The organism is Enterococcus cecorum, assembly GCF_052119425.1.
Lineage (GTDB): Bacteria > Bacillota > Bacilli > Lactobacillales > Enterococcaceae > Enterococcus_E > Enterococcus_E cecorum_C.
The window spans coordinates 1-13,326 of the sequence record NZ_JBQKFH010000021.1 but is presented as its reverse complement, the minus strand read 5'-3'; the positions used below and the strand labels follow the sequence as shown (position 1 = coordinate 13,326).

Here is a 13,326-nt window from a genome sequence, read left to right as displayed (position 1 = left end):
GATAATATTAGGCTATGACATTGATCCCAAGACAGACCAACGCTTCATCGCTATATTCTAGCACTATCCCATTGATTTCTAACAGCACTAGCATTACAAGTATTCCAATGTACTTATTTCCATAAGAATATCTCTGCTTGATTTCTACAAACGTAAATTTGGACGAAAATGAGATCATTCGAATTTATGGAAAACGCTGGGATATAGAAGTTTTCTTCAAGGTATGCAAAAGCTATCTTAACCTAAGTAGAGAATGTAACTCCCTATCCTACGATGCAATGACTGCGCATACTGCGGTTGTTTTTACACGATACATGATGCTTTCGCTAGAGAGTAGGGAATCCAGTGATACTCGGTCTCTAGGAGAGCTTTTTCTACATTTTTCTGATGAGATGGCGGATATCACATGGATACAAGCGTTTCAAATGCTGCTACAGATGTTTAGAACGATACTTACAGATTATACTGAACTTTCAGATGAAAAAATAACGCAATTAGTAGATGCGTTTATGGATACATTACCAGTTATGTTGAAAACGAAACTGCGAGCTGCATAAAGTAGAATCATTGACAACTAAATAGGTTCTAGATACTGATTTTTCAAGGTTCATAGCTACAATTTATGTGCGAAGTTTGAGTTACTAAATCCTTGACATTAACATAATCCAATTTCTCTTGAAGTTCCCTCTGGAGATAATGATCTAATCTTTCAAGAAAATTAGTCGTATTCCCGCTAAGACTGATATAGTATATTCTAATCACTTGCATTTTTCCCTCCTAATATGTATAATTCCTATATATTGTATTTGGTTATAAAAACAGACACTACATATAGTGATTTGATTATATATCTTTCCTAATTAAAAAAAAATTGACCATGGCCAATTTTTTAGGAAATATAAAAGAATGCAAGGGAGAATAAAAATATGACAAAAATTGGCTGCGTTCATCGGGTTCCTCTTTTTAATAATCTTTCTTGTGATGAACAGAGTAAGGTTCAAGAATTGCTATATCATAAAACCTTTAAAAAGGGAGAAATTATTTTTTCTCCCGATGATCCAGAGCAGCTATCGATTATTTCAGCTGGTGCTATGAGAATCTATAAACTGAGTAAAACTGGTAAGGAACAGCTTATTCGTATTGTTAATGAGGGAGAATACGACGGAGAGAATTATCTCTTTGGTCTCTCAAATGATTCTCTTTATGGAGAGGCCATTAAAGAAACAAAAGTATGTATCCTATATAAGTCAGATTTCAATAAGTTAATCAATCTTTACCCACAATTAAGCTGCAAACTACTTCAATTAAACGCCTACAAATCTTTAGAGATTGAGAATCAACTGCAACTACTGGCAATTGATTCAATAGAGGATCGTTTAGCTACCTACTTCAGTCAGCTCTCTCTCCCTTCAGAGGTAATGACTGAAGAGACCATTACGATACCAGTCTCACTGAAAGAACTAGCCAGCTATCTAGCTACCAGTCCTGAAACTATATCCCGTAAATTAAGAGCTTTTCAAGAAGAAGGATTAATAAATAGAAATGGAAAGAAAATTATACTATTTCGTTCTTTTTGGGATAAATTTGACTTTCTATAATTTTTATAAACTAAAGGATAGGTGTTACTTCTACCTATCCTTTAGTTTATTCTTTGTTTCCTTATAAAATGGCAGTAATTCATCAAAACTTTTTAATAGATCATCAATTAACCGTTCTAATGAGTGGTCAGTCTCAATTGGAATATCCTGTTTAACCAAGACCTTACGAACCTCACCTGATTTGACCTGTTTTAGTAAATTCTTTCGATTTTCTTCTGTTGCATCCATTTTGAAACTTATACCATTTTTTTGTACAAAATAATACATAGCTCCAAAAGGAAGAAGATTCAAAACTTTATTTTGTTTCTCTAAACTGTTTTCAGACCTCCTTCTTTCTACAAAACTAACCTCAACGGAAATTCCAAAATTATCAGATTCCCCATAAAGACGAATAGCCATTGCTGAATCATCCAAATCATCGGAAGGCAATCGGAAATAACACCAAAAATGTGGACGACATAGCTGAGATTGATTCATCCATTGACTAACACGCTCTGCTTTAAATGGCTTTACCCTGTCTTCAAAAGATTTACTGATTAAACTGAATTCATCCCGGGCCTGTCGAGCTAGGTCCCTCAAATCCATCATATACTGGCGATAATTACCAGCCTTTTCCGGCTTAATATATTTTTCTCCTCGATAGGGTAGATATTCCTTTAATTTGTCAAACGACATTTTTCACCTCATAAATCAATCAGGCCATCTCTGTTAAGAATAATTATTCTTCTACCTGAACGTTTTATTAATCTATTATCCTCAAGAAATCTAAATTTTCTAGAAAGAGTTTCAGGGGTAGTCCCTATATATCGCGCGATATCAATCATCTTCATAGGTAAACTGAACTGATAATCGTTCGCTACTTTTGACAGATCCAAGAGGTAGTTCGCTAAACGTTCCTCAACACGCTCCATAGATAAAATATTGGCCTGCTTCTCTACTTGAATCATCTTTTGCGCACTTAATTCAAATAATTTAATAGCTATTTGTGGATTCCTAAGCATTACTTGATCAAAAGCTTGTTTACTTAATCTACAAATTTCAGTTGTTTCAAGAGTTTCACCAAAAAGAGATTCATTTTTAATACCGAACAACTGATTCTCACCCTCATAGCCACCTGGTTCAACGACCCGTAAAAGTTGTTCATCACCATTTGTAGACAGTTGGAATACTTTCATACTTCCGAGAGCCACGATGTCCAGATTTTCATCTCCTGGTTTAAAAACAATTTCATTTTTTTTAAATTTTTTGTGTTGTGCCAATCTATTAATTTTAATCTGTTCATCTTCTGACAGATAATTAAATAATGGTACAAGTGTCACACAAATATGTTGAATCATGGATAGCCTCTTTCTAATTGATAAAACCTATTCTTGAGATAATTCATCAAATTGTTTTAATAGCTGATAAGTTTTAGTAAATGTCTCACAAGCATCATTTGGAATTGTATAATCTTTTGTAAGAGCTCTTAGTTCTGAAAATTCATTTGATAGGTCCAAATTATTATCCCTAATTTTATGTTGAATTGTTTCATAAACTTTGCGAACATCAAAGACTTCTGGATGATTTTTCCCATGAGCTTTTGTAATAGCATTTGTATATAGATCAAGCATCTCATCGTTTGCTTCAAAAAATTGTCTTAACATTGTAACTTCCTCCTATTATTTTTCTGATGCTTTTAGGACATCATAGCCAATTGCTTGCACTGCCTTCACAATTTCATTAATGTTTGTCATACTATCGTCAAAATTTACTTTTGCCTTACTGGCATTGAATAGAACTTTGACACTTTCATTATCGACACCTGTTACACTTTTAATGGCTCCCTCAATTTTTTGCATACATGTTGGACAAGCCAGTGTTTCAAGCTGTAGTATAGCTTTTTTCATCATCTTTACTTCCTTTCTTTATTATATCTTTAGTATAGTACGATATTTAGAATAAAAAATTGATTTCTATCAAGAATTTCTATTTTCTTTTATATTTTAAAAGCCTCATAGCATTCAAAATAACTACGAGAATGCTACCTTCATGAACAAACATGCCAATTGCCATATTCATCCACGAACTTGAGAGAACGCTGATAAGAAGAACTACTACGACTAGCAATGCAATGAAGATATTTTCAATCATATTACGTCGTGTGGCTTTAGCCAATCTAATCGCATGAGGGATTCTGTGAAAATCCGAATTTATCAAAACAACATTTGAAGTTTCAATAGCAACATCTGTACCGTTTCCCATGGCAATTCCAATATCTGCTAAGGCCAACGATGGGCTATCATTAATACCATCTCCGACAAATGCTACTATTTCTCCACTTGCCTGACGTTTTCTCACAAATTCTGCCTTGTCTTCTGGTAGTAGATGACCATAAGCCTCGGTTAAGCCTAACTGATTAGTAACTAAATCAACTGTGCCTTGATTATCTCCAGATAATAGAATGAGATTTTTTACTCCCATATTCTTAAGCGTCTCTAAATCCTCCTTGACTCCTTGTCTAATCTGATCGCGAATCCCTACAACAAGAGCTATTTGTCCATCAATAGCAGTTAGGACAATTGAATTCCCTTCTGCTTCCATCCCTGCTATGTCGGTCTTCATCTGGTTAGTGAAAGGAATATTATATTGATTCATCAAATAAGAGTTCCCAACGAGAACTTGGTGATTTTGAATACGAGCAACAATTCCCCCACCTTGAACGACCTCTGTTGAGTCAATCACCTCTACTACAGAACCTGAGTAATGGTTCACAATTGCTTTCGCGAGCGGATGATCTGATTCTCTCTCAACACTAGCCAGTAAGCTCTCAGCAAGACTCCTATCACTGCTATAATAGATTGTCTGTACAACCTGAGGGCTACCATAAGTTAATGTTCCTGTTTTATCAAATAACATTGTATCAACTTTACTAAAGTTTGTAATGACATCACTACCCTTAAATAAAATACCATGTCGTGCGCCATTTCCAATCCCTGACACATTTGAAACTGGTACGCCAATAACCAGTGCACCAGGACATCCAAGAACCAAAATAGTAACGGCTAACTCAATATTGCGGCTAATAAGCCAAACAATAATCGCTAACACTAAAACTGAAGGAGTATAGTATTTTGAAAATTTGTCAATAAATCTTTCAGCTTTTGACTTGCTGTCCTGTGCTTCTTCTACTAATTCAATAATTTTCCCAAAAGTTGTATCTTCCCCAATCTTCTCAGTACGTATTTGTATAGTGCCATTTTCGAGAATGGTGCCAGCAAAAACTTTATCTCTTAAACCTTTAGAGACTGGAATAGATTCGCCCGTAATACTTGCTTCATTTACAGTACCAGAGCCAAATATCACTTCACCGTCAACTGGGATCTTTCCACCAGTTTTTACTAAAAGAATATCTTCTTCATTAACCTCTTCAACTGACACCTCTTCAAAGTCACCATTGTGTAGTTTACGAAAAGTAGTCTCTGGTACCATCTCCACGAGATTCTTAATCGCAGAACGTGTCTTGGCTAATGTTCTTTGTTCTAAGTATGCACCAAATAAGAAGAGAAAAGCTACAATAGCTGATTCTTCAAACTCTTTAATAACGAATGCCCCTAAAATAGCAAGAGTTACTAAGAGATCTATGCTAATCACCTTAACTCTAAGAGCTTGATAGGCTTGAACAAAAATAGGTAAACCGCCAACTAATGAAGCTACAAACAGTAGATAAGCTGAGCCCTGCTCACTACTAAAAACCCATTTGGATGAAAAAGCAAGTATAATAAGAACACCAGTTATTGATGTCAACCAATTCCGATAATGTGATAACCATTTTTGCATGATTTCTACCTCCTTTACTATATCCAGTATAACCGAGCATAGAAATATAATAATTGATTTATATCAAGTTTTATTGATTTATCAAGGTATTTAAGCACTTATTTAAGTGCAAAGTTTGAGAAATTGAAAAATATAACTTGTCTCAGCTTTATTCGCTTTGAATGCAATCATTATCATTCATAATCCTTTTTTCTCCAATTAAGTCGCCATGAAGGCTTGTTTCATAGTCGATCAGTTCTTGCCTCTTTTCCAAATCTTGGTTGTAGTGATCAATTTCTTTCATTAACTTGTTTGCTAACGGATTGGTTTGATTCGGTTTTTGATTCATCACATCGATAATCCCCGCCAAATCATCTGATACCTCACCTTTAGTCCCCTGTGCATTGATAATAATCGTATGTGACTGCGTACCTAAGCGCAAATCCTGAAGAGTGTCTTCGTACTGATGGAATTGGTAGCGACGTAATCCACAGCCAAATGGATCAAACGAACATAAGAAAATAACAAAGCACTCTTTTAAATCATGAGATGTTTGCCCGTTTGCAAAGATTGCCTCATCAATTTGTGCTTGATAATAGCGCGTACGTAGCCCTAAGTGATTGGTATTTGCGGCCTTAATTTCAATAGCATAACAACAGTCCTGATCATCTTGCACCTCGACATAAAACTGGACTTCCTGCACAGAGGTTCCTGGGATAGGACTGTATTTAGCCTCTTTATAAACAATGCTAGCGAGGTTTAAATCTGGCAAAATCGCACGGATAATCGCCAAACAGTTCTCATCACTCTCCATAATCCAACCAAAGATAACATCATTGCTCAACCCAAAATACTCCTGGTTTTTATTTTCTTTTTTCATGTAAATTTCCTTTCTTCCCCACAAATTTTTTATACTATAAAACCTTTTCACTGGATATCAAAAGCAGCACAAACAGCTCTCTCAAAAAATTAGAAAAACTTCTAGTATAACATTGGGATTATATCTTCTTACGTTGAGTTTAAATACTTAAAGCTAAGTTTTGCCTCTACTTATTAAATACGCAAAAAATTCTCAAAAGCGCGAAAAAACCTTCCAAAAATTTTGGAAGGCTTGCTGATTTATTTTCATATTTTTCAAATTATCATACTATATACCACATACAACACTTTTAATCGATTATTCAATACACCTTTCCTTTGGGACACAAGGATTACAGCGTTTTTTGCAGCTTGCAAGTGTCAAAGAATTTACGCAGCTACATGATATATTAATGAAAAATGCTGTTACACCTAAGAAATTCGCTAGTTATGTTAATTTTTAAAGAGATAGTCAAAACCGAAAAAAAGACACCTTGCAAATCTGCAAAGTGCCTTGAAACGTTGATATAACAATGTTTTAACGCTTTGAGAATTGTGATGCTTTACGAGCTTTCTTAAGACCTGGTTTGGAAAGTATGGATTTCAGTTGGACTAAAAACAGCGTAATATCAAGGATTTTCTGAACAATATCTACTTTTTAATTTCATAAAATCTGAATCAATATTTTTAAAATAGGGGAATAGTTTAGGTCTCTAAGCATTAAAATAATACACCTAACTTTGGTCACCGTTTTTTAGTTATTCACTCTTTTTTCGGATAGTGTTTTTAAAGTTATGATGTAAAATGCCGCAATTAAAACACTATACATCATAATCGGAGGATAGAGAATTAAGGATAGAATCAATCCCACTCCTTTAATTATTAGGTCAGGTATCAATAACTTCCTATATTGTGCGGTAGCTTCAAGTAATTCTTTCTGATCTATATTGGGTTTATCAATTACTTTATGTAAAAACCAGTTTGCTACCGTTGAAACAATAACGATCAGTCCATAAAAGAACTGTGCCGTATGATTCATGAAATGACTACTAACTATTCCAGTAGAATAGGGCATAAATGAAACAAAAAATAAAAGATACAAATCCTTTCAAATTCCTCCCTTTTCAACTTGGCTAACTTGACCTGCATTACCTAGGTCGCTTTGCTTTAAATTATACTTTTTTCTTAAACATTTGATACGAGTAGGTATTTCTTGTGAGTAATTTTCATCAAAAAATTTCATATATAATCTCCCTATAATCATGGAAAAGTATTAAAAATAGTTGTTATCCTAGTTGATTAAAAAAATCTCTGATTTCCTCATCTTTTATAAAATAATATATAATTTTTCCCTCTCTTCTAGTGTCCAAGATGTTTTGATTGGCTAGTTTACGAAGATGGTGGGAGGCAGATGCCATACTGAGATTTAATAAACAGGCTATATCGCAGACACAGAGTTCTTCGACGGCCAGGAGATAAAAGATGATATTTATCTGTTTATTATCGGTAAATTTTGATAAAATGCGAAGTGATTTTTGGACTTTTTCCTTTTCAAGGTAGTTCGTTGCGGTTGTAACATTTTGTTGATTTATAACATCCACTTGACAGATACTATCTTTTTTCATAATCTTTTTTCATAATTTTTTCTCCTAGCCTAACACAGCCCATAGCATGTCAAAGCTGTTGTTTTCAATCAGGATATACATCCCCAATCCTAAATAGACAACGGCAATAAACCATCTGCTATATTTTTCCAAAGTTTCTCCAACAGAAGGGACTTGTGCTAATTTTTGGGCAGAAAAAACCAAGAGATAAATCATGACTAGAAAAGTAAGTAAAGTCACTATCAAATTCGCTAAATTTAAGGTGGTAAAATATGGGACAAAGACACCAATATTGTCAGCGCCACAACTTGCAAAAGTAATCATAGCGACTAGAAAAATCAGGTTTTTATTGTCTTTTCGCAAACCATCTTTTGCAATAGCTTCTCCATCAGAATCTCCTAAAAGCAAAACTTTGAGGCCTAGGAAAATTGGAATCAAACCGAGTAAACCTAAAATCTCTTTACTAGGAATATAATTTAAGACAAATGCAAAAAGCAAACTTAGGAATATTAGACTAACAGAGCCTAGAAATTGTCCTAAATAGATGTTAATGATGTCCTTTCTGCTTTTTCTTTTGGCAAAAAATAACATTAGGATAATAAGTAAGTCTACGGCTGTCCCAGAATACAGGATTATTGAAGTAACAACATTTTGAATCATAAAACACCTCATTCAAATATATTTTTGAATGTATTCTAACATTAAGCTTTGTAGATGTCAACTTAAAATCCACCAATTAATAATTGCATGTCAATATTTGTATTGTGAAACTAGTTTCAGAAATATATAGTCTTAAAGTATGTCCACTGCCAATGGTTTTTTCAATATTTAAGAGGAGATTTATAATGGTTCATTTCTATAAATTTATAAACGAGTTATATATTTTGTTTAACCAATTATTAACTATTTTTATCAATAATCACTTCATTAATTTGTACTTTTTAATTTTGATTTATTTTTCGTGCATATTTTATATGAATTTAATTCTAATACATTTTAAACAAAAAATACGCAATTTTAATTGGCACTGACCCCCGTAAATGAGAATTAAATAAAAACACCTCCAAGTTGGATTTGGTACAATATAATCAAATGCTCATGGAGGTGTCTTTTTATGGTTAAAAAACGTGTGGAGACGGTGGTATTATTGTCAAGAAAATAGGATAACAAGCTATAAAACTGTCGAAATAGGTGGCTTTTAGGATTTTAACAGAAATCAGTTCTATAATAAATTAAAAATCGTGTTGGTAGAAAAATCGTCTACTTCTACCAACACGATTTTACAAAGAGCCATTACTTACATCTCTTTTTCTCCTGTAAAACTATTGTATCTTGATACTTTAAGGAGTTTCCATCATTCAATCTGTTAACTGTTATTTTTTGGATCTAAACGTAATAACATAGCATTAATGGCGACGATGACTGTTGACACAGACATTAGGATTGCTCCTAATGCAGGGCTTAATGTGATACCAATAGGAGCCAAAATTCCTGCAGCTAGAGGGATAGCTATAAAGTTATAACCAGCTCCCCAAAATAGGTTTTGTTTCATTTTACGAGTTGTTTTGTGTGCTAAATCAATGAATGATTCAATATCTCCTGGATCGGATTGAGTCAATATGACATCAGCTGAATCCAACGCAACTTGAGTTCCAGCACCTATAGCTATACCAACATCTGCTAAGGCAAGAGAAGGAGCATCATTTACACCATCACCTACCATGATAACTTTCTTTCCTTCATCTTTAAGTGTTTTAACTAACTCATATTTATCTTGTGGAGATTGATTTGATCTATATTCAATCCCTAAATCTACTGCCGCGCCTTGAGCCGCTTTTTCATTATCACCTGTTGCCATAATTGGTTGAATATTGTTCTTTTTAAGAGCTTTAATTAACTCTTTACTCGTTGGTTTTAATTCGTCCCCTAAAGCTACAGCACCAATGGCATCATCGTTTTCTACTAAGACACTAAGAGTTGCTCCTTTTGGAATATCCATATCAAGATTACGTCCATAGGCTTTTTGACTGATTAATTGGTAACGGTGCCCACCTGCTTTACCCTCTACTCCAGCACCGGAAATCACATCAATCGAATCAAAAGATGCTGGACGTATATTTTGCTGCTCGGCGAAACTTATAATTGATTGAGCAATTGGGTGGCTAGATCCTCCTTCAATACCTGCCAATAAGGCAATGATTTCCTCTTTTGTATATTTGTCATTAAGAAGTTTTACAGCTAATACTTTAAATTCACCAGTTGTTAAAGTACCCGTTTTATCTAAAATCATCACATCTGCATCTTGAGCTATTTCTAAGGCTTGGCGGTCTTTTACTAGTAAGCCACGGCTAGCTCCTAAGCTTGTGCTACGGGCGGTTACCAATGGAATAGCCAGACCCAATGCGTGCGGACAAGCAATAACTAATGTAGTAATAGTAAATATAACTGCCGTTGGGATATCTCCAATAATCATCCACACTACAAAAGCAATTAGCGCGACAATAACAGCAATATAGAAGAGCCACCCTGCAACCTTTTGCGCAATACTTTCTGCTCTGGAAGGCTGACTTTGAGCTTGGCTGATTAAATTCTGAACTTGAGAGATGAAGGATTGATCACCTGTCTCATTCACTTTAATATAAAGAACCCCTTCTCCATTTGTTGAGCCCCCGATTACTTCATCGCCAGGGCCTTTTTTAACTGCTTTTGATTCTCCAGTCAAAAGAGCTTCATTTAAACGTGATTCGCCACGCTCGATAATCCCGTCTGCTGGCACATTTTCTCCGGCTTGAACACGAATTAAATCACCTACCTGTAAGTCAGCAACTGGACGTGTTTCAATTGAATCGTCTTCTAATACAACGTGAGCATCTTTCGGCACTAACTTAGCCAATTCTGCTTGTGCGTCTCCTGCTTCTCCAATAGCTTTCATCTCAATCCAGTGACCTAAAAGCATGATTAATAGTAATGAAGCAAATTCAAAGAAAAAGTCCATCACGTGTTCACCCGTTACGTAGGTAATGATCACAGCATAAATACTGTATAAATATGAAACACTTAAACCTAAAGAAACGAGTGCCATCATTCCAGGTTCTTTTTGTTTAAATTCGTCAACTGCACCTTGATAGAATGGACGTCCACCATAAATAATTAATATAGTAGATAAAATAGCTACTACAATATCAGAATATGGAAAAGTAAACTGGAATGGTAGTTCAAATCCATGCAAAGGGACTAAGAGCATAATAATGATTCCTAGTGGCAATGACTTTAAGAAAAGTTCCTTAAAGCTTCCGTGATGATGGTGGGCATGCCCACTGTGTCCGCTGTGATCATGTCCACTGTGCCCGCAGTGATCATGCCCAGCATGATGTACTTGATGTTGATCCTTATGGTATCCATGTTCATCTGTGATTCCATGCTCGTGTTTTAACTTATCCATGTCGTCATAATCATGGTGATTATGGGACGAATATCTGTTGTCATTATTCATTTTAAATTCCTCCTTATGCTTAATGATGATGTAAATGACATTCGCATTGTCCTTCTGGACAATTGCAATCCACTTCTTCTACTGCAAAAGATTTTTTCATCTCTAATATTTTTTCTAGTCGATCTATATCATCGAAGCTTAAAACATGATCTTCAATGATGCTTCCTATTACATTTCCGACTTTCTTATTGCAAATACGGTTAAAAATATCTTCTGCATAATCCCTTACGGCTTCTGTCTCTTCAATATTGGCAGTGTAAATAAACTTTCTACCTTCATGCTCTGTATTTAGTACGCCTTTTCCAACTAATCGACCTAAGATCGTTTTGATAGTGGATTGTGTCCAGTCCATTTTTTCTTGCAATACGGAAATGACTTTTTTACTAGTTACTCGATCATTTGCCCAAACTACACGCATGACTTCCCATTCTGCATCTGTGATATAAGTATTAAATTCTATTGTGCTCATTCTCCTTCCCCCCTAGTTGTCTACAGATGTAAACGAATATGTTTGAAATAAGTTTACTATTGTAAACGAATTATGTCAAGTCTTTTTATTAAATTCTCACTTTTTGGGGTCAGTCCCTTAAAACATGCTATTTTTATCATTGATAAATATTAATAGCTAAGTAAGCGCCCAATAACGAGGTATATTGAAAATCTCCAAAGTCACTCGACTTTGGAGATTCTTTTCTTTATTTACAATCTGCTTGCACAGTTTCTGACCATGGCAAATAAGCTTCTAGAACTGCTTTTTTTGCGAAAGACTCTTCATTTGGCAACTTCTCCAAAAGATAGGTAAGATATTTCTCTGAGTCTAAGCCATTTCGTTTGGCAGTTTCTAAAAGTGACAGGATGATCGGCTAGATTTAGCTCCTTCAAAGCTTTGAGAGAAAAGCCAATTCTTCCGTCCCATGACTAATCCTTTAATCGCACGCTCAGCCAGATTATTGGATAATACTAAGGAACCATCTGTTAAAACTGTTTTAAATGTTTCCTCATATTTCAAGGCATAGGTGATCGCACGGCCTAACTTCGATCCTGGAAGCACTGATTGATTGCGACACCAATCAAAGAACGTTGTCATCAATGGCGCTAATCTTTCTTTGCGCTTGCACAATCTTTCAGCTGAAGACAGCTCAGCCCAAGATGCTTCTAGTGAAAACATCTGATCACAATAATCTAATCCCTTGCGCCCCAATGACTTCTTATCTGCCTGTTTAGGCGTTGCTTCAAAAAATTTTCGGCGCACATGTGCCCAACAACCTACTAACTTTGCCTTAGGCAGTTGGCGATACGCTGACCACATATCACAGTGAACATAGCCATCATATTCGCCAAGAAATTCTTGAACTGCTAAGCCGCTTCGCCGTTGATCATGATGATAAAGCGTAATTGGCTGTGTTGCTTGTTTTCCTGAAAGGAATGTCCAGTAATAGGTCAAAGAGGTATCATTTTCTAAAACTCTATAGGCTGTCTCGTCCGCATGAAGAAGGCTTTGTGTTAATAACTTTTCACGCAGTAATTCATAGAGTGGTTCGAAATAATACTGACTAGACTTGATATGCCAATTAGCCATCTCTTTACGGCTAATCGGTAGCCCCATTTTCTGCCAATCCTCTTCTTGTCGATAGTTTGGCACTTTCAGTGTGAATTTCTGATGAATGGTATGCGCGATAATAGAGGCTGAACCCAGACTATGCGCCAAGGGCGCCTTGGGTATAGGGGCCTTGATGATTTTATCTGTCGCATTTTTCTTGCTACAAGCAACACATTTATAGGCGTGCTGAATATGATCCACTCGTTTTAACTGTGCAGGAACATAGACTAATTCTTGTCGTTGCACACACGAACCGATCTCTTTTAACTTTTCATGACAATCTGGACAAGTACAAGCTTCTCCCGTCAATTCATGGTGGATGACTTCTGGTTTAAATTGTTGAAAAATGGCTTGCCGTTTGCCTTTCGCTTTTTTCCG

Annotated in this window: 14 protein-coding genes and 1 pseudogene; 2 read left to right on the top strand and 13 right to left on the bottom strand. The window is 35.4% G+C overall.

Annotated elements, in window-relative coordinates:
* The first annotated feature begins 137 nt into the window (after positions 1-137).
* Positions 138-557: a hypothetical protein gene (locus tag ACTQZM_RS06720; RefSeq protein WP_243178773.1), complete on the top strand. Its 420-nt coding sequence runs from the start codon at positions 138-140 to the stop codon at positions 555-557.
* Positions 558-926: 369 nt separating this feature from the next.
* Positions 927-1,598, top strand: coding sequence for a Crp/Fnr family transcriptional regulator (locus tag ACTQZM_RS06715; protein WP_016250599.1), 672 nt, complete (start codon positions 927-929; stop codon positions 1,596-1,598).
* A 30-nt stretch (positions 1,599-1,628) separates the two neighbouring features.
* Here the strand turns inward: ACTQZM_RS06715 and ACTQZM_RS06710 are convergent, their stop codons facing one another.
* The 13 genes and pseudogenes from ACTQZM_RS06710 to ACTQZM_RS06650 all read right to left on the bottom strand — a co-directional run.
* Positions 1,629-2,273: a hypothetical protein gene (locus tag ACTQZM_RS06710; protein WP_441653288.1), complete on the bottom strand. Its 645-nt coding sequence runs from the start codon at positions 2,271-2,273 to the stop codon at positions 1,629-1,631.
* Positions 2,274-2,281: 8 nt separating this feature from the next.
* Positions 2,282-2,935 (bottom strand): Crp/Fnr family transcriptional regulator, encoded by a 654-nt coding sequence (locus ACTQZM_RS06705; protein ID WP_441653287.1) that lies wholly within the window; start codon positions 2,933-2,935, stop codon positions 2,282-2,284.
* A 27-nt stretch (positions 2,936-2,962) separates the two neighbouring features.
* Positions 2,963-3,241, bottom strand: coding sequence for an iron-sulfur cluster repair di-iron protein, ric (locus tag ACTQZM_RS06700; RefSeq protein WP_441653286.1), 279 nt, complete (start codon positions 3,239-3,241; stop codon positions 2,963-2,965).
* A gap of 15 nt (positions 3,242-3,256) precedes the next feature.
* Positions 3,257-3,484, bottom strand: coding sequence for a heavy-metal-associated domain-containing protein (locus ACTQZM_RS06695; RefSeq protein ID WP_026209947.1), 228 nt, complete (start codon positions 3,482-3,484; stop codon positions 3,257-3,259).
* A 79-nt stretch (positions 3,485-3,563) separates the two neighbouring features.
* Positions 3,564-5,414 (bottom strand): heavy metal translocating P-type ATPase, encoded by a 1,851-nt coding sequence (locus ACTQZM_RS06690; RefSeq protein ID WP_441653285.1) that lies wholly within the window; start codon positions 5,412-5,414, stop codon positions 3,564-3,566.
* Between the two features lie 148 nt (positions 5,415-5,562).
* Entirely contained in the window at positions 5,563-6,273 is a 711-nt protein-coding gene (locus ACTQZM_RS06685; RefSeq protein ID WP_441653284.1) for an Rpn family recombination-promoting nuclease/putative transposase, read from the bottom strand.
* A gap of 732 nt (positions 6,274-7,005) precedes the next feature.
* On the bottom strand, positions 7,006-7,290 hold the full coding sequence (locus ACTQZM_RS06680) for a hypothetical protein (RefSeq protein WP_287852884.1): 285 nt from the start codon (positions 7,288-7,290) through the stop codon (positions 7,006-7,008).
* A 69-nt stretch (positions 7,291-7,359) separates the two neighbouring features.
* Positions 7,360-7,494, bottom strand: a complete 135-nt coding sequence (locus ACTQZM_RS06675) for a hypothetical protein (RefSeq protein WP_002889641.1) — start codon at positions 7,492-7,494, stop codon at positions 7,360-7,362.
* A gap of 43 nt (positions 7,495-7,537) precedes the next feature.
* Entirely contained in the window at positions 7,538-7,876 is a 339-nt protein-coding gene (gene cadX, locus ACTQZM_RS06670) for a Cd(II)/Zn(II)-sensing metalloregulatory transcriptional regulator CadX (RefSeq protein WP_000711078.1), read from the bottom strand.
* Between the two features lie 24 nt (positions 7,877-7,900).
* Positions 7,901-8,515, bottom strand: a complete 615-nt coding sequence (locus tag ACTQZM_RS06665) for a CadD family cadmium resistance transporter (protein WP_000615736.1) — start codon at positions 8,513-8,515, stop codon at positions 7,901-7,903.
* A gap of 706 nt (positions 8,516-9,221) precedes the next feature.
* Positions 9,222-11,348 (bottom strand): heavy metal translocating P-type ATPase, encoded by a 2,127-nt coding sequence (locus tag ACTQZM_RS06660; protein WP_441653283.1) that lies wholly within the window; start codon positions 11,346-11,348, stop codon positions 9,222-9,224.
* A gap of 19 nt (positions 11,349-11,367) precedes the next feature.
* Positions 11,368-11,817: a CopY/TcrY family copper transport repressor gene (locus ACTQZM_RS06655; RefSeq protein ID WP_002908710.1), complete on the bottom strand. Its 450-nt coding sequence runs from the start codon at positions 11,815-11,817 to the stop codon at positions 11,368-11,370.
* A gap of 226 nt (positions 11,818-12,043) precedes the next feature.
* A pseudogene (locus ACTQZM_RS06650) lies at positions 12,044-13,326 on the bottom strand (IS66-like element short variant transposase); the annotation flags it as partial.